We start from the raw sequence: 18,749 nt of genomic DNA on the forward strand, positions 1-18,749 counted from the left end.
GCCTGGCCGAGGCCGAGGTGGCCCGCCTCAACGACGAGCTCGTCGCCGAGCGGGTGGTCGCGCGCAAAGACACGCTCACCGGGCTGTTCAACCGATCGGGCTTCTTCGAGTTCGGTTCGGCCGCGCTGACCGATTCCAGCCGGCGGCCGCTCGTGTTCATCCTCGTGGAGATCGAACACTTCAAGCGGATGAACGAGACATTGGGCACCTTGGCGGTCGATCAAATCATCTCGGCCCTGGGTCGCAGGCTTTCCGACTACACCAAGGGCGGGGTGGTCGGCCGCATCGGCGACCACACCCTCGCGGCGCTGGTCACCAGCTCGATCGCGAGCGACGGCACGCACTACCCGCATCTGCGTGACCTTTCGCGGACCCTCGGCGAGCCCGTCTGTGTCGCCGGATATCTGGTCCGCATCACCACATCGGTCGGCATGGCCAATGTGGACGAAGCAATGAACCTGCGCCAAGCCCTGCAGCGCGCCGAAGTCGCCATGCGCCGGGCCACGCGCTCCCAAGCGATCCTGGCCGGCCATCACGCAGCAGCCGGCCAGGATCACCAATCCATCAAGGGGCGGGTCGTCTTAGGGCCCGTCTACTACCGGTCGCGGGTGGTCGCGCGGCACTACCGAAGAGCCTGAACACCTCGGACGGCGATGACGCCATGGCCCCACACCTCCCAGGGCCTGTGCGTCGGCGTCCCGGCTGGGTTGTCGCGGTCCCCCGCAGCGACAACCCAGCCGGCTCTCTCATGCCAAATGGGGCCAGGCGGTCGCCGCCGCCTGCACGAAGGCGCGTGCGCGTTGCCGGAGCGAGGCCCAATCGCGGGCCTCCACAAGGGTCGGATCGGCCAGCGCCGAGCCGACCCCGACGCCCACCGCACCGGCGGCGGCGTAGTCGGCGAGGTTGGACAGATTTACCCCGCCGGTCGGGATCAGCGGTATATCGGGCATCGGGGCGAGGATCTCGCGCACGTATCGTGGCCCGCCCAGCGATGCGGGGAAGAGCTTGACGAACGCCGCGCCCTCGCTCGCGGCGAGATCGACTTCGGTCGGGGTGAAGGCCCCGCACACGACCGGAACCTGTGCCGCAGCAACGACTTGCGGCCGTATCGTGGGAGTGACGAGGAACGCGGCCCCGGCTTCCTGTGCTTGGCGTGCTTCTGAAGGCGTGCGCACACTCCCGGCCCCGATCCCGAGCCGCTGGATGGCGTCGAGCGCGCCGGGCGTGGTCAGGGTGACCTCGACGGAGGGCACGCCCGCATCGAGCAACTCCTGGCACGCGCGCAGCAGCCCGTCGGCCGACCGCAGGCGCACGATCGCGATCAGCCTCGCGTCGACAGGCACCATGACGCTCTCAGTGTTGAAACTCGCTTGCGTGATACGGGAAGATAACCCGCATGCCGCAAGCCGTCAACCGCCTGGATATCCTGGGATTCGGCGAGGCGATGGTCCTGTTCGAGGCACGCGGCCTGGAGGCTGCGTCCAATGTGGATGTTTCGGTGGCCGGTGCCGAGCTGAACCTTTGCGCCGCAGCGGCCCGTGCCGGGGCGTCCACGGCCCTATGCACCCGGGTTGGCGACGATCCGCTGGGGCGGCGGGTCCTGGCCGAGGCTGAGGCACTCGGCGTGAGCACAGCGCTGATCCAGGTGGATCCGACGCGCCCGACCGGGCTGTTCCTCAAGGACATCCAGCCCGATGGGCAGCGGCGCGTGCACTACTACCGGCGCGGCTCGGCGGCGTCCGCGATGGACGACGCTTCCCTTGTGCTGCAGGCCGATCCGCGCCTCGTCGCGATCTCCGGGATCACCCCCATGCTGGGCGACGGTCCGCTCTCGGCCGTGTTTGAGCTCGCGAGATCGTGCCGGCTCGCCTTCGACCCCAACTTCCGGCCCGCGTTCGGTGTGGCGCAGATCGAGGTCGCGCGGGAGCTTCTGCCACACGTGGACATCCTCATCCTGGGCATGGACGAGGCCGGCCCGCTGTTAGGGGCGGCCACGCCGGAGGAGGTCTTCGCCGCATTCCGGTCCTCGTTTTCGGGCGAGGTCGTGGTCAAGGCGGGGCCCGACGGGTGCTACGTGCCCGGCGCGCATCTGCCCTCGGTCGCGACGTCCATTGTGGACCCGGTCGGCGCCGGTGACGCGTTCGGGGGCGGCTACCTGGCCGCACGGTTGCGCGGATTGTCTCAAGTGGACGCCGCCCGGCTCGGCAACGAACTCGCCGCGTGCGTTATCGCGGCCCCGGGGGATACCGCCGGACTGGCCGATTGGAGTCCGGCCGGCCAGGCGGCCACGCAGAACAGGTTGCCGTCGGGATCGGCCGGCACGACAAAGTCCGCGCCCTCCGGATAGGTCCACTCCACCCGCTCGGCGCCGAGCGACGCTCCGCGAAAATGGGTGCGATCAGGGCTGATCTAGCGACGATGCGCCGTGCAGATGTAGGCCGTCACTGTCATACATCGATGAAGGCTGATTCACTTCCCTTGACCTCTATATTCACATGAATCACGAAAATAGACACAGTGTGGGGCGATACGATCTCATTCTTTCTATTAGGCTCTGCGTACTGACCCGGTTGCGCAGGGTGAAATCATCCTCATCGCGTGCCCGGCCCCGAAAAACGATCTGAGGGAGGGAATCCGCATGTCTGTCCCCGTATCGAGCGAAGAAATACAGGCCCAGCGGGCCCTTGGCCACCTCTCCGCGAGGCAGCTCACTCACACCACGAAGAGCGTGGCGCAACTACCGATTATCAGCCCTCGTTGGCTGCTTCAGATGCTGCCGTGGGTGCCGGTGGAAGCCGGCGTGTACCGGGTGAACCAGGTGAGAAATCCGGAGGCCATCGAGATCAGCGACCCGGAGCAGGCCGAGGTCGAACTCGCGGAAACCTTTGTGGATTATGAACCGGCGCCGCGGGAGTACTTCGTCCGCAACCTGAGCAGCTCGCTCGCGGTGAACACGCGAGTCGCGGACCTGCACCGCAGGCCTTACGACCAGATGGAGGAGCAGCTGCGGCTGGTGGTGGAGGCGCTGAAAGAACGTCAGGAGCGCGACATCATCACACATCCCGATTATGGAATGTTGGCCAGCGTTGCCGACGCCCAGCGTCTATCCACATTGGATGGTCCACCCACCCCGGATGACCTCGACCAGCTCATCACGAAGGTGTGGAAGAAGCCGGCGTTTTTCCTGACCCATCCGCTCGCGGTCGCCGCGTTCGGCCGTGAATGCACCCGGCGTGGCGTACCACCGGCGACGGTCAGCATCGACGGCGTGCAGTTCATCACATGGCGCGGGATTCCCATCGTCCCCTCGGACAAGGTGCCCGTGGCGGACGGGAAGACATCCTTCCTGCTCTTGCGGACGGGCGAGAAGCGACAGGGTGTCATCGGCCTTTACCAGTCCGGTGTCGACGGCGAGCGGGGTCCAGGGCTGTCAGTCCGGCTCATGAGCATCGACCGCCAGGCGATCGCGACGTACCTTGTCTCCCTTTACTTCTCGCTCGCGGTGATGACTGACGATGCGCTCGCCGTTCTCGACGACGTCGAGATCGACAAATTCCACACCTATCCGTTCAGCTATCGGTGATGCACGATGTCCACACCGGTGTCGTACTACTTCCTCGCCGAGGGCTGCTCGTACTTCGATGTGCACGCGATTCGAAGGGACTTCCCGATTCTTGCTCAGCGTGTCAACGGATACCCGTTGGTGTGGCTGGACAATGCCGCGACCACGCAGAAACCGTGGGCGGTGATCGACCGGCTGTCCTCCTTCTACGCCCACGAAAACTCCAACATCCACCGTGGCGCGCACCAGCTCGCAAGGCAGGCAACCGAGGCCTTCGAGGCGGCGCGCGAGACGGTGGCCCGGTTCCTCGGCGCACCTTCCAGTAACACCATCGTGTTCGTCCGGGGGACCACCGAGGCGATCAACCTGGTGGCGCAGACCTGGGGCCGGCAGGAGGTTGGGGCCGGCGACGAGATCGTGATCACTTATCTGGAGCACCATTCGAACCTCGTGCCATGGCAGATGCTCGCCGCCGAGAAAGGCGCCAAACTGTTGGCCGCCCCGGTGGACGACACCGGTCAAGTGATGTTCGACCGGTACGTGAGCCTGCTGACGCCCCGCACCCGGCTCGTGGCCTTCGCGCACGTGTCGAACGCGCTCGGCACCGTGCTTCCGGTGCGCGAGATGACCGCGGCGGCCCACGCAGCCGGCGCTCGGGTGCTGATCGACGGCGCCCAGGCGGTTGCGCACATGCCCGTGGACGTGACCACGCTCGACGCGGACTTCTACACCTTCTCCGGCCACAAGGTGTTCGGCCCCACCGGCATCGGTGTCCTCTACGGAAAGCCTGAGGTACTTACGGCGATGCCGCCTTGGCACGGTGGCGGCAGCATGATCCGCGACGTCACCCTCGAACGCGCCACCTACCAGGACCCGCCGGCCCGGTTCGAGGCCGGCACCGCCAGCATCGCCGCGGCGATCGCGCTTGGTGCGGCACTGGACTACCTGGACCGACTCGGGGTGGCGAACGTGGCCCGGTATGAGCACGAGCTGCTCGCCTATGCCACCGGGGCGATGCTGACCGTGCCGGGCCTGCGCCTGATCGGCACCGCACAGGAGAAAGCGAGCGTGCTCTCCTTCGTGCTCAACGGACACCACCCCGATGAGATAGGCACGGCGCTCGACCGTCACGGCTTCGCCGTGCGGTCCGGGCACCACTGTGCCCTGCCGATCCTGCGCCGGTTCGGGCTGGACGCCACGGTGCGTTCGTCGCTGGCCATGTACAACACCCGCGACGAGGTGGACCGGCTCGTCATGGCACTGAGTCGCCTCACTGGATAGAAATCGAGCGTGGGCGCCAACGCGGTCGGCGACGTGCTTGACCATGGCAGCGTCGCCGCCGCTGAGCCGATCATCTTGGCAGACATGGTAGGTCACGAGGGGTAGTCCGTTCGTCGCTCTCCGGTGTCAGCAAAGCGACAGTGAGATTGCCGGGGGTCAATCGTTCTGATCTGATCCGCCCGACAACTCTTCGTCAGTGGTGCGCGCTGTCGAACCAAATCGCTTTATTGGAGTCAGAGATGAGACTTCAACGGTTCGGTCGTGCCCTCTGTCAGCTGCTCGCTGTCGCCGTGGCGGTGCCAATTGCCCTGGTGGTGGCCGTAGAGCCCGCCAAGGCGAACCCACCGGAGTGGGAGACGGGCCTTAAACAAGTCGTGCAAGAGACGGCCGGGTGGGCCGAGGCCGGGCTGAGCCGTGTGGGCCAGCTCGCTGCGCCGCTGCCGCTGCTGGACGTGAGCCCGGGGTCCCTTGTGGACGCCGACAAGCTCGTGAAGACGGTCTCCGACGCGCTCGCCGCGCATGGGCTGACCAACGACAACCGCGATCTGGGTGGGGGAGCGCGGCTGTTCAGCGGGGTGTCCGACGAGGCCGACGGCGGGAAGCTGCTCGACGTCGTGCTGCTGGTGAAGAAGACGGCCAACGCCAAGGATTTCACGGTCGCGGGGATCACAGCGGCCAGCGCGGTGGACATCACCGGCTGGGCGACGCTGCGGCTGAAGGCGAAATATCTCGCCGGGCAGGCGTTTCTGGTGAAGGACGGCGACGCGCCGCGGCTGGACATCGACGCGGTTGCCCACTTCCGGGCGGACCTCAGCGCGGCCAGTGCGAGCGTGGGCATCCTTGAGGTGGCGCTGCTCGGTGGGGAGACGACGCTGACGGCGTCGTCCCACTTCGTGGTGAAGGTGAACGACCCCAACGGCGATGGCAAGCTCGCGTTCGGGGCCGGCGGCGAGCTCAGCGCGAGCGGCTCGCTGTCCGGGCTGCTCCACATCGGACTCGACTCCAGCGGCGGCGGGAAGATTTCCGACACCGAGGACGAGGCCGGGCCCGGCTCGGTGAACGCGCTCATCAAGCTCGGCGCCGCCGCGACCGGCGCCCCGCTCGGGCTCCCGACGCTGGACGCGACCATCAGCGTGTCGTGGCCGAACATCGGCACCGGCACGCCCAACGTGACCACCACCGGGCTGGACGGGACGATCGCCAAGTTCCGCAACATGAGCCCGCTCGACATCGCCTCCGGGCTGGCCCAACTGGCGACCCTGCTGGCCGGTGTGCAGCAGTCCAAGGGCGCGGGCAACCTGGATCTGCCGTTCCTCAAGGGCACGTTCGCGGACGCCACGAAAATCAACGAGAAGGTCGTCGCGTTCCTGAAGAAGTGGGTCCACCCCAAGCCGGACGATCCCGAGTTCGTCGAGGGCGTGGACGATCCGGCCCGCGCCGGGGAGCCGAAGTTCACCTCGATCCAGCAACTGCTCAAGCTGCTCAGCGACGAGGGGTTGCTGGCCAATGTGCCACTGGAGTTCGCCGGCGAGAAGCTGGCCTTCACGATCACGCTGGCCCGTAGCGATGCCGAAGAATCCAATCTGGACCCGGGCGGTGCCGAAGTCTCCGGCAAGGGCGCCACGTTCACCCCGAGCGGATTCACGCTGGGCGAGAACAAGTTCGAGCCGCACGCGCTGAAGGGGCAGCGGGTCGTCGCGGGCACCTCGGCCGGCACGATCGCCGACAACACGGCCAACTCCATTACGCTGACCGGGGAATGGATCGGTGGACGGCCCGCCGATGACAGCACGTGGGTCATCAGCAGCTCGGAGCCGCACACCGGTTCCGTCCAACTTGGAGGGTTGTTCACCGAGACCCTGGACGGGGACAAGAAGGTCGGCCTGCGCAGCGCCAACGCGCAGCTGAGCCTGGCCAAGGTGAAGCCCAGCTACAGCTCCACCATCACGCTCGTGCTCGACCTGCGCGACGACCTGGGCAGCCCGACGGCCAACGCCGACCGCGTGCACATCCGGACCACCGCCAACTCGCCGCTGTTCGCCGCGAGCTTCCCGATCAGCTCGCAGATCGACTTCTTCGCGAAGGTGGGCTTCCTCAAGGTACGCATCAACGGCTCGCTCGCGGTCGGCCCGGTCAACGCCGGCGAGAACATGCTGGAGGTGCGCTTCAAAAACAGCGGCGACATCAGCCTCGGCACGCTTTTTCAGCAGCTGAAGGACAACCCGGCCGGGCTGTTCGCCATCACCACCAGCGTGCGCACGAGCGGCAGCGCCAAGATGAGCGTGCCGGGCGACACCGGCGTGCTCGGCGAGGGCGTCGGCGCGAGCTTCAGCTGGATCGCGGGCGGCGAGCCCGTGATCAACCTGACCAACCTCGACGGGCTGTTCAAGCTCGACTTCAACCCCGACGACCCGAACGCGTTGTTCGCGCTCGTGGTCGAGGCGCTCAAGCTGGTGAACAACGCGCTCGCCACGGCCAACGGCGGCTCCGGCCTGCTCGACCTGGAGATCCCGCTGGTCGGCAAGTCCGGCCGCGAGCTGCTCGGCAGCGACGAGAGCGGCGTGGGGGCCAAGGTCACCTACACCGCCGACGGCTCCAACTTCCTGCTCAAGGACGCCGCGCGGGAGGGCGGGTCGGCCTTCACCGACAAGCTCAAGGACCGCACCGTCGTGATTGGATCCAAGGCGTACCGGATCCTCGACTTCGTCGACGGGCAGACCCTGCGGATCGCGGCCGCCGGTTCGGCGACGCCGGAAAACGGTGCGGCGTATGCCGTCCGCCCCGAGCTGCTGGAGGCGGTCGACCGGTTGCTGGCCAATCCGCCGGAGACCCTGCAGGACGCGCTGGACATGGTGAACAAGGCCATCGGCACCGGCAGCGGCGTGAGCTTCCGGCTCGACCAGCGCGAGGGTGGACCGTACCTCCGCATAGGGCTGGACTGGAAACGGAAGTTCCGCACGGCCGCGCCGCTCGCGTTCGCCTGGTCGGGCGTGGGTGACCTGGTGACGCTCGACTCGTCGGGCAACGTGTCGTTGGACATCAGCGGCGACGCTCAGCTCGGGCTGCTGCTCCCGCTCCGGTTCACCGACGTGACCCCGTTGCTGGACCACAACTCCTCGGCGAGCATCACGGTCGCCGCGGCAGCGTCCAATGTGGCGCTTGCCGCCCGCGCCGGGCCCGTCTCCCTGGAGCTGGGCAAGGAGGGCGACTTCGCGAGCGTGCAGGCCAACTTGAAGTTCGGCCTGGGCACGACGTCCGAAGTGGACAAGCCCGTCGTCCAAGGGCTGCTTGACCTCACGCCTGCGCTGACCACCGATGGCACGGACTGCGGCGGCGGCATCGGCGGGGCCAACGTGCCCCTGTGCGCCCGCGCACCCGTGTTCCTCAACGACTGCGATCCTCCGGCGGGCACCAACATCCTGTCGTTCCAGATCGACATGAGCATGCAGACCAGCAGCACGCTGCCGGACCTCGGGCCGTGTCTGGAGAACCTGATCCTGAAGCTCACCGATTTCAATGTGGGCATCGACGGGTACCTCGCAAAGCTCGAAGAGGCTCTTAGGCTCGCCAGTTTCGACGGCAAGCTGCCGCTCGTCGGTGAGGACCTGCAGCAGGGCCAGCGGTTCATTCACCAGCTGCGCGAGGACATCAAGGCTAAGTTCGGCGAGGCCCTCGCCACGGCGCCCGCGACCAACCAGGGTCTGGAGGATGTGCTCACCGCCAAGATCAACGAGCTGGGAATCGAGGGCCTGACGGTCAACGTGACCTGTCGCGAGGGTGTGACGGAACCGTGCTCCCTCAACGATCTGCAGGCCGTGCACATCAAGCTCACCAAGGCCAAGGGCGCACCGTCCAAGGCGGACGGTTGCTCCGGCGACCAGTGCCTGCAGCTGGAGACCGCGCTCGATCTGGGCATCCCGGGTCTCTCGCTGAAGGCGAAGAAGGGCGCCACCGACGGCGTGCAGGTCAAGCTCGGCTGGAAGCTGCACCTCGACATGGTGCTCGACCGTACCGAGGGCTTCTACATCGCGACCCACGCCGGGCCGGACGCGTCGCCGGAGCTCCAAATCGGAGCGTCGTTCGACACCGGCGACCTCGACGCGCAGCTGGCGTTCATTCAGGTGAGCGCGGCCAAGAAGACCACCACCCCGTTGGCACACGCCTACTTCGCCATCGACCTCAAGGGGTCGCCCGGCGAGGAAAGCTGCTTCGACCCGAGCCCATGCACACCGGACGACACGGCCAAGCTGACGCTCGGCGAGTTCGGTGATCTCGGCTCGCTCATCAAGACGCAGCTGACCGCGAACGTCAACATCGACTGGGAACTCACCGCGAAGATCAACCCGGGCAGCGAGGTGGGTTCGGCCCTGCCGGGCATCAGCGCGCGCTTCAAGCTCACGTGGGGCATCTCCAACCACACAGGCACGTTGCAGGCGGGCAACCTCGACATCTCGTTCGACGAGATCGCCATCGACGTGGGCGCGTTCTTCACGAAGATCTTCAAGCCGATCCTGAGCAAGCTGAAGTCGGTCACGGGCCCGCTGCAGCCGGTCATCGACACGCTGTACGCGCCGATACCCGTGCTGTCCGACCTGTCCAGAGCGGTCGGTGGACCCGACATCACGCTCATCTGGCTGGCCGAACAGTTCAGCACGCTCAACGGCGGGCCCAAGCTCGACTTCGTGCACACCATCCGGGCGGTGATCGAGTTCATCAACCGGATACCCAACTGCACCACGTCGTGCAAGATCCCGCTGGGTGCCTTCGACATCCGTCCGGATCGGGCGCTGGACACGCTCGCGTCGCCGGCGGCGGCAGAGAGCCTGATCACCAACCCGCAGCCGGTGTCACCGGAGTCCATCAAGACGGCGGTGGACCAGAAGTCCGACGGTGCCAAGCTGTTCGAGCCGGACGCGCAGGGCAAGTCCAACGCGCAGAAGACCGGGTTCTCGTTCCCGATCTTCGACAAGCCGGCCTCGCTGTTCGGCCTCCTGCTCGGCCAGGATGTCGAGCTGGTCAGCTTCGACTCCGGCCCGCTGGAGCTCGGGTTCAGCTGGCGGCAGTCGTTCGGCCCGGTCTACGCCCCGCCGCCGGTGTTCATCACGCTGTCCGGCAGCGCGTCGGTGACCGCCCGGTTCATCATGGGCCTGGACACCAAGGGCATCCGGCACGCCATCGAGGCGGCGACCGACGGCACGTCGCTTGACGCCGTGAGCCTGCTCGACGGCCTGTACTTCAAGACGCACGACGCCAGTGGCAAGGCCGTGCCGGTGGTCACCCTGACCGGTGAGATCGCGGCCGGCGCCGAGGTCAGCGTCGTGATTTTGAAGGTTGGTATCGAGGGCGGCATCCGTCTGACGGTCGGCTTCAACTGGAACGACCCGAACAACGACGGCAAGTTCCGCACCAGTGAGTTCCTGCAGCGCCTGCTGGTCAACCCGATCTGTCTGTTCACCACGAGTGGTCAGCTGTCGGTGTTCCTGCGGGTGTACATCACGATCGACCTGTTCCTGTTCAAGAAGAAGTGGAGCTTCACGCTCGTCAACGCCGTGCTGCTCGACTTCCGCGCGCAGCCCGACTGCGAGCCGCCACCGCCCGAGCTGGGCGGGGTGAGCGAGGACACGCTGGTCATCTTCGCCGGCAACTTCGGCAAGGAGGCCCAGCGTGGCGACAAGGTCTGGGACAACACCAAGGACACGTACAACGGCGATGTCATCAAGGTGTACGCGCTCCACTACCACGACGCGAGCGACGACTTCGACGGGTTCGCGGTCGAGGGCCTCGGGCGCAAGCAGGAGTTCCTGGACAAGAACCTGAAGCGCGTCGTGGTCGACGGCAAGGGCTACAACGCGGGCGCCGACAAGGTCTCGATGTCGCTGCTGTTCCTCGGCGACGGGCACCCGTCGGGCGACCCGACCAAGGCCAAGCAGTTCGACAAGACCGTTGTGGTGCGGGGCTCGGACGGCGCGGACAACATCCGCACCGGCACCGGTCCGTCCTATGTGGACGGCGGGCTGGGCGACGACACCATCGTCACCGCCGACCAGGCGGGCGGATTCGCCTGGGTCGCCGGCGGCGGCGGTAACGACAACATCACCACGGGCGAGGGCAACAGCATCGTCGCGGGTGACAGCTCGTTCGGTGCCGGTGTGCACACCGTGACAGCGGGCGGCAAGCAGATCAAGGACATCATCAACTGGAACGCGCTGTCCGAGCCATCGCCCGATGTGGACGGTGGCACGGGTGCCGACACCATCACGGTCGGACACGGCTCCAACCGCGTGTACGGCAACGGTGGCGATGACGTGCTCGGCGTGATGGTGAACCAGACCACGCCCAACGGCAGCAACACGGTCGTCGGCGGGCTCGGCGCGGACACCATCAACGGCGGTAACGGCGACGACTTCCTTTACGCCTACTCGCAAACCGTGCCGTCCAGTGTGGACGATGCGGGCGAGGGCGACGTCGGGCTGGTCAACAACATCGACACGGCAGGCGGCGAGGACGTCGTGCACGGCAGCGCGGGCGTCGAGCTCGTGACGTCGCACTCGGCCAACAACCAGACCGGGAAGATCTACGGTTATGGGGCCAACGACGTCCTGCTCGGCGGGTTCGGTACCGACCAGATCTTCGGCGGACCGGGCGACGATTACGTCATCGCCGAGCCGGCCGAGGTCGGCGAGGCCGGAGCCGATGACGGCTACGGTCCGCTCCGGACGGTGACCCACACTCCGCTCCCAGCGGGCGTGCAGTCGCAGACCAAGCTGCTCGTGGGCGGCCTGGACCGCGACCACATCATCGGCGGTGACGGCGGCGCGACCATCTTCGGCGACAAGTACCTGGTCGACGAGACATGCGCCGACAACAACACGTTCGCTCAGGTGACGCCGTCCGATCAGGGTGCGGCCGACCTCATCCTCGGCGGCGACGGCGTCGAGGTCGTCTCGGCCGGTAGCGGCAACGACCGGTCGGATCTGGGCAACGGCGCCGACCGGGCCTGCGGCCAGCGCGGTGACGATGTGCTGAACCTCGGCGCGGGCAACGACAAGGGCTGGGGTGGCCCCGGTGGCGACCAGATCCTGGGCGACAGCGGTGACGACTTCGTCTACGGCAACGAGGACAACGACGGCCTGTACGGCGGCGACGACATCGACACCATCGAGGGCAACGGCGGCAACGACAGCGCGTTCGGCGGTACCGGAAACGACCGCATCTACGGCGGAAGCCGGGCCGCGGCAGCGCTTGACGGATCCGACCACCTCTACGGCGAGGACGGCACGGACGCGATCGTCGGCGACAACGGCGACGACACCCCGTATCCGTACGACCTGGACGGTCTGCTGACCGACGCGGGCGCGGGCGACGTCATCTTCGGCGGCGCGCAAAACGACCGCGCGTTCGGTGGGCTCGGCCCGGATGTCATGCAGGGCAACGAGAACGACGACTATCTGGAGGGCAACAACGACTCCGACACGGTCAACGGAAACACGGGCAAGGACCAGATCATCGGTGGTTCGTCCGTGGAGAAGCCGGACGTGGGCGACTTCCTGTTCGGTGACGCCGACGAGGACCTGATCGCGGGCGACAACGCGGTGTTCGCGGACGGGACGCCTACTCGGTTGGTGCAGGGGCGCAGCGTGCCCCAGAGGGCCATCACGCTCCTGGGTGTTGGAGGGGCCGACCTCATCGAGGGTGGTTCGTCCGACGACGTGTTGCTCGCGCAGCACGCGACCGACCGCGTGAAGGGCGGGTCGGGCGACGACTACGCCGAAGGTGGGCAGGGCATCGACTGGGTGGAGGGCAACCTCGGCAACGACGACCTGGTCGGCGGCTCCCACACGGGTACGCCGGATGAGGCGGACGCGTTGTTCGGCGGCGCCCAGTCCGACGTCATGCTCGGCGACAACGGCGTGATCCTGCGCCTGCTGCCCGGCGACCAGCCGACGTCGGTGACGGTGCGGGTCGGGTCTACTCCTCGCATAGTGTCGCTTTTGGACACCGCCACGTTCGGTGATGACCGGATCAGCGGCGAGAACGGCGTGGACATGGCCTGGGGACAGGACGGTTCAGACTTCCTGTCCGGCGGCGGTGACGGTGACTACGCCGAGGGCAATGGCGGGGCGGACACCATCCTCGGTGACGCGCCGATCGGAGCCCTGGACCCGCAGCCGTGGCCTGGAAGCCCAACGCCGGCCGAGCCGTCCACACCGGACGGTCAGGACGACCTGATCGGTGGCAGCACGCGCGTCGGGTTCAGGGACGCAGGGGATGTCATCCGGGGCAACGGGCACGACGACGTCCTGTTGGGCGACAACGGTTCGCTGCTGCGGACCATCGTCAACGGCTCGGAGAAGGTCTACACCGAGCGGTACCCGACCGGTGCCGACCTGACGCAGGCCACCGTCGTGCGCACGCACGACCCGGCGCTTCCGGGACCGTCCACCCGCTTCTGCACGGCGGCCTTGCTCACGTGTGAGCCGGGCGGCGCGTTCGGCGGCGACCAGCTGTTCGGCGACGGCGGCAACGACGGCGTGTGGGGCCAGGACGGGGACGACACCATCTACGGTGGCGACGGCAACGACGACCTGTTCGGCGAGCTCGGCGCGGACACCATCTTCGGCGAGGCCGGCGAGGACGCGATCCTCGGCGACCGCGGCGGCGTGGTGAACCAGCACCTGAACGCCGATGACGTCGCGGCGCTCGGCTTCACGCTGACGCTGTCGATGGTGCCGCAGGAGACGTTCACCGGGTTCCGGCTCGGCTCCTACGACCGGCGCGTGGACCTGCTCGCCGACACCGACGGCGACACGTGGATCGACAACACGCCGCACAACGGGCTCGCACGCGGTGACAGCGATCTGATCCGCGGTGGCTCCGGTGACGACAACATCCACGGCGGCTGGGGCAACGACCTCATCAACGGCGACAGCGGAGGCGACGACATCTTCGGCTCGCACGGCTCCGATGTCCTGTGGGGCGGCAAGGGTTGCGACCCGGTGCTCGACGCGGCAACGCCCGACTGTCTGACGGGCGGCGTGTTCAACCCGGACTCGCGCGGTCTCAACGACCGGTTCATCGACCACACGTTCGGTGGGTCGGGCGAGTCGATCGATGAGGCGTTCGGTTCGGACCTGCTGGACATGAAGCCGCGTGGCGAGTTCGCGACGTGCGTGGCGGGCCGCTGGCCGGTGACGGTCAACGGGACGACGTTCGACCCGTGCGTCTGGTTCACGATGACGGACATGCACAACGCGTCCATTGTGGACAATCAGCATCATCAGGGTACCGATTGGATCTACGGCGGTTGGGATCGCGACGCGATGCAGGCCGACGTGGCCCAGAACGGACCGAACGCCGGTGACCGGCTGATGGACTGGAACGGCGCGTACAACCTGTACACGCACTGCAACGCGGCCTACGGCGGGTACAACGACATCCGTCAGCACAGCCCGTCCATGCAGGAGTTCCTGACCATGGTGGCGTGGGCGTCCGGCGCGGGCCGCACGGCCGCCGATGTGACAACGGCCGGCACATCCGCCTTCCGTGAGCTCGCCTACACCTATCAGTCAGACACCACCGAACACGGCGCCGGCCGGGCCTACCCGGGCACTCCGGGCCACTTCGACGACCCGGTTTCGTGCACCGATTAATGGAGGGCTGATGCGACTTCTGCTCGCACTGGCTCTGGCTGTAGTCGCCGTGGCCACCCCTGCGGGGGTGGCCACGGCCCAGCCGGAGCACCGTTCGTACGCCATTCGCAACGTCAAGACGCTCGAACAGGACGAGGCCGTCCGCAAGGCCGGGATGGAGGTCGACTACTTCGAGCACGGCATCCTGTATGTGAAGGGCAAACCGGAGCAGGCCTCCGCCCTGCGCAAGCAGGGGTTCAAAGTGGACGATCTGTCGCTGACGGTCGCCGCGACGCCGGTGGACCCCGGGTACACCGATTTCGCGGAGATGGCCGCGGAGGTCAACCGGATCGCGGGTGCTTTCCCGGCGCTGGTGAGCAAGAGCGTCATCGGGCAATCGTTCGAGGGACGCGACCTGCACATGTTGAAGATCTCCGACAACGTGGGCACGGACGAGGACGAGCCGGAGATGCTGTTCACGGCCAATCAGCACGCTCGCGAGCACCTGACCGTGGAGATGGCGCTCGCCCTGGCCAACCTGCTCACCACGCAGTACGGGGTCGACCCGAAGATCACGGAGATCGTCAACACGCGCGAGATCTGGATCATCCCGATGGTGAACCCGGACGGGGTGACCCACGATCTCGGGGGCGCCAACTATCAGCACTGGCGCAAGAACCGGCAGCGGGACGCGGCTTCCAATCCACTGTTCACCGATCTGAACCGCAACTGGGCCTACAAGTGGGGCTGCTGCGGCGGCTCGTCGGGCAGTAAGTCCAGCGACACGTATCGCGGCCCGTCGGCGTTCTCGGCCCCGGAAGCCAAGGCGGTCAAGGACTTCGTGCTCACGCGCCGGGTAGGTGGGGTGCAGCAGATCAAGCTGGCGCTGGACATCCACACGTTCTCGGAGTTGGTGCTGTGGCCGTTCGGCTACACGACGAGCACGGTGGTCAGCGGGATGACCGCCGACCAGTACAACGTGCACAAGGCGATCGGCACGGAGATGGCGCTGTCCAACGGGTACTGGCCGGCGCAGGCGAGCGGGCTGTACATCACCGACGGGAGCATCGACGACTGGCTGTGGGGCGATCAGAAGATCTTCTCGTTCACGTTCGAGATGTTCCCGAAGGAGTCCAACCCGTTGGAGTTCTATCCGCCGGCGTCGGTGATTCCGGTGGAGACCTCGCGCAACCGGGACGCGCTGGTGCGCTTCGCGACATGGGCCGATTGTCCATATAGGAGCATTGGCAAGGAGGCGGCGAACTGCCCGGCGGCCAACGACTACAGCCTGACGGCTCCGGCCACGGCCACGGTCGCGCAGGGCGGCAACACGTCGTTCAGCTTGAGCGCGGCCAAGACGGCGGGCGCCGATCAGCTCGTATCGCTGAGCGCCACCGGCATGCCGGCCGGTGCGACGGTCGGGTTCAGCTCGTTCAGCGTCCCGACCGACGGCAGTGCGCACACGGTCACGATCAACACGACCGCGGCGACCACACAGGGCACGTACACCGTCGTCATCACGGGAGTCGGCTCGGCAGGCACGGTCCGCACGACGCGGGTGACGCTCACGGTCACAGGCAAGCCCGAGTGCACGGCCACCAACGGCACTGACCTGTCCATTCCGGACGGCACGAGCAAGGCCACGAGCACCGTCACCATCGCCTCGTGCGGCGGTAACGGCCACACCACGGCCACCGTGCAGCTCAAGGTCGTGCACAGCTACATCGGTGACCTGCGCGTCAACCTCATCTCCCCGTCCGGTACCACATTTGCCTTGCATGACCGCAACGGCGGGCCGGTCAACAACATCGACCGCCTCTACACCCTCGATCTGTCGGGCGAGGCGGCCGACGGAGTCTGGAAGCTCGACCTGCTCGACGGCGTGAGCGGCGACAGCGGCAAACTCGACACCTGGACCCTCACGCTCAGATAACCCGCCGGCAGCGGCGCCGCCCCGGTCAACCCGTGGGCGGCGCCGCTGGCTATCGGGAAGCGGTTCAGAGGATGGGCCGCCGGCGGCGGTAGAGGTAGCGGAGGGCGACTCCGGCCGCGATGGCGATGGCGCCGAGCGTCAGGAGAACGGTGGTGGTCGAGCCGGTCAGCGGAAGTGATCCGCCAGGGCCACCGCCACCAGGCGGCGTGCCTGCGCTCGATGACGGGTCGGGGCTGGCGGGATTCGGGCTTGGTGTGGGGGTGTTGGACGGGTTTCCGGTCGGCTTGTCGGCGCACGTGTGGGTCACGACGAACTTGTCGGCCACGCCCGTGATGACCGCGGTGGCCGCCGTGATGGTCCATCCCGCAGGCAGCACGATGTAGGCCTTGCTGGTGCCCTTGTCGCCGCCGACGATTGCGCCGCCATCGGTCGGAATCGTCCGTGTCACTGGGCCGTCGGGGGTGGTCCAGGTCGCGGTGACCGAGACGAACACGCCGGCCTTGTTGGAGTCGTTGGGCAAATTGAAGACCCAGACGTCCTTGCCCGGATAGGGACCTCCGCCCTGGTTGGGGTCGCAGATCTGGGAGAACTGCAGGGCAGTCTTGTTCAGGCTGCCGGGATTGATGTTGATTGTGGTGTCCGCCCAGGCGGCCGTGGGAGTCCACATGGCCGTGGCGAGCACGAGTGATCCAATGGTGAGCAAACGGCGCATGACCCGAATAGCGACGGTGCGCCCGTTTATGTCACCGAGCGTCTGGCCTGCCCGTAAGCGGGGCCCTGCCGTGCTCGGTCGCCGGGGCTTGGCCCGGTTCGGCCGCTGCCGGCTTGCTGGGTTTGGCCGGGTGGCTCTTGTCGGGTTTGTTGCCTTCTCCGCCGCCACCGGGGCCGGGCTGCGCGCACATGCCCGGCACGTTTTCGGTGCCGCCCGCGGCCTCGACGAGCCGCCGGAACGCCGGGCTCTGCAGCGCCCTGCCCCGCTCCTCACTGGGCCGCTCCAGGTATGCGTTGCACAGCCCGCGCACCTCTTCATCGGTGATCGCGGAGCTGGGCGCCGGTGTCGGTGCCGCCGTCGTCGTCGTGGGCCTCGGCCCGGGCGTCGTCGTGGTCGTGGAGGGAGCCGGGACCCGGTTGGTCTCGAACGGGGCGGGGATGATCCCCGTGCTGGAGGCGAACGCGAGGCCGCCGACCGTGAACGCCGCGAGCACGGCCGCGACGACCTTGAAGGTGAACATCCGGCGCCACTTGGCCGGGCGCGGGTAGGCCAGCCCCACCGCCGCGCGAAACGCCAGCACCGCATTGTCCTCATTGGACAGCTCGTGCGGCCGGGCCGGCGCCGCCGCGCTGGCCAAAAGGTCTGCCAAAGGGCCGGCCGCGTGGTTGACCACGGGACCGGTGCCACGGGACGACGCAGCGCCGTCGAGCAGGCGCTCGGCGGTCTCGCGATCCAGGTGGTCCTCGTGGTCGGTCATCTCATCTCTCTTTAGCGTCGTCGGCCATCACAAATGTCACCCGTCCGTGGACGCGCTGGTCCGGCCGAGTACCTCGTTCAACCTCCGCAGTCCACGGTAGGCCGCGGTCCTGACCGCGCCGGAACGCTTGCCCAGCACCTTGGCCGCCGACTCCGCGTCGAGCCCGATCACGGCCCGCAGCAGCACCGCCTCCGCCTGATCGGGCGGCAGGGTGGCGATCAGCGCGAGTGCGTTGTCGGTGGACAACGCCTGCATGGCCAGGGCCTCCGTATCGTCCGAGGCGGCCATCTCGGTCATCGCCTCGACCGGCAGGCTCACGGCCGGGCGGCGCTGGTGATGCCGCAGGTGGTCCATGGACCGGTTGCGGCCGATCGTGACCGTCCAGCGGCGGAAGCCCATCCCGTCGCCCTTGAAGTTGGGCAGATCACGCACCACCTGAAGCCACGTCTCGGAGGCGACGTCCTCGGCGTCGGCGCCGACCAGGACCTGTAGATAGCGCAGCAAACCGGGCTGAATTGCCCGGTAAATCTCCCGAAATGCCTGCTCATCGCCGCGGCGGGCAGCCTCGATGGCGGATGACAGGTCCTCGGTCACTGATGGATTCTGCACACAAAACGGCGGTGTGACAAAGCCGTCTTGGGTCGCGCTTCTTACTACCGATGAGAAAGCCCGTATTTGTGGATCTCACAGGCCGCCGCCGCCGTGCCGCCATCGTGCTCGGCGGTGGTCTCGGCGTGTTCCTGGTGCTCGGTCTCATCACGCTGTTCGCCGGCTTGCTGACCTCCTCGCCCGTGCCGCTGCCCGGCTGGCCCGAGAGCGTCCAGCGCGGCGCCGAGGTCGCGCCCGCACCCGCGCCGAGCGCGCCCGCCGCGCCG

At 67.4% G+C, this 18,749-nt stretch carries 11 protein-coding genes; 7 read left to right on the plus strand and 4 right to left on the minus strand.

Going from position 1 to position 18,749, the window contains the following annotated elements; genetic code table 11:
* The coding region (locus DM816_RS29095) for a GGDEF domain-containing protein (protein WP_162907946.1) at nt 1-638 on the plus strand (638 nt) is incomplete at its 5' end.
* 108 nt (nt 639-746) lie between these two features.
* On the opposite strand, the gene DM816_RS29100 is transcribed toward DM816_RS29095, so the two are convergent.
* Entirely contained in the window at nt 747-1,346 is a 600-nt protein-coding gene (locus DM816_RS29100; RefSeq protein ID WP_117213584.1) for a bifunctional 4-hydroxy-2-oxoglutarate aldolase/2-dehydro-3-deoxy-phosphogluconate aldolase, read from the minus strand.
* Between the two features lie 50 nt (nt 1,347-1,396).
* On the opposite strand from DM816_RS29100, the gene DM816_RS29105 reads away from it, so the two are divergent.
* The 5 genes from DM816_RS29105 (at nt 1,397) to DM816_RS29130 (ending at nt 16,405) form a co-directional block, all read left to right on the plus strand.
* Nucleotides 1,397-2,347, plus strand: coding sequence for a sugar kinase (locus DM816_RS29105; RefSeq protein ID WP_117213585.1), 951 nt, complete (start codon nt 1,397-1,399; stop codon nt 2,345-2,347).
* Nucleotides 2,348-2,638: 291 nt separating this feature from the next.
* On the plus strand, nt 2,639-3,583 hold the full coding sequence (locus DM816_RS29115; protein ID WP_117213586.1) for a family 2A encapsulin nanocompartment shell protein: 945 nt from the start codon (nt 2,639-2,641) through the stop codon (nt 3,581-3,583).
* 6 nt (nt 3,584-3,589) lie between these two features.
* Complete coding sequence (locus DM816_RS29120) at nt 3,590-4,843, plus strand: cysteine desulfurase (protein WP_117213587.1); 1,254 nt, start codon at nt 3,590-3,592, stop codon at nt 4,841-4,843.
* A 239-nt stretch (nt 4,844-5,082) separates the two neighbouring features.
* Complete coding sequence (locus tag DM816_RS29125) at nt 5,083-14,493, plus strand: calcium-binding protein (protein ID WP_117213588.1); 9,411 nt, start codon at nt 5,083-5,085, stop codon at nt 14,491-14,493.
* Between the two features lie 10 nt (nt 14,494-14,503).
* Nucleotides 14,504-16,405, plus strand: coding sequence for a M14 family zinc carboxypeptidase (locus tag DM816_RS29130; protein WP_117213589.1), 1,902 nt, complete (start codon nt 14,504-14,506; stop codon nt 16,403-16,405).
* 64 nt (nt 16,406-16,469) lie between these two features.
* Here DM816_RS29130 and DM816_RS29135 read toward each other — a convergent pair whose 3' ends face one another.
* From DM816_RS29135 to DM816_RS29145, 3 genes are read right to left on the minus strand one after another with little or no spacing between them, the layout of a single operon-like run.
* A complete protein-coding gene (locus DM816_RS29135; protein ID WP_162907947.1) occupies nt 16,470-17,117 on the minus strand; it encodes an LPXTG cell wall anchor domain-containing protein in 648 nt (215 codons plus the stop codon).
* A 31-nt stretch (nt 17,118-17,148) separates the two neighbouring features.
* Nucleotides 17,149-17,874, minus strand: coding sequence for a hypothetical protein (locus DM816_RS43005; protein WP_162907948.1), 726 nt, complete (start codon nt 17,872-17,874; stop codon nt 17,149-17,151).
* A gap of 36 nt (nt 17,875-17,910) precedes the next feature.
* A complete protein-coding gene (locus DM816_RS29145) occupies nt 17,911-18,468 on the minus strand; it encodes an RNA polymerase sigma factor (protein WP_117213592.1) in 558 nt (185 codons plus the stop codon).
* 65 nt (nt 18,469-18,533) lie between these two features.
* Here DM816_RS29145 and DM816_RS29150 point away from each other — a divergent pair.
* Nucleotides 18,534-18,749: hypothetical protein (locus DM816_RS29150; RefSeq protein ID WP_211588905.1), on the plus strand; the 216-nt coding region annotated here is incomplete at its 3' end.

The organism is Allorhizocola rhizosphaerae, assembly GCF_003426775.1.
Taxonomy (GTDB): domain Bacteria; phylum Actinomycetota; class Actinomycetes; order Mycobacteriales; family Micromonosporaceae; genus Allorhizocola; species Allorhizocola rhizosphaerae.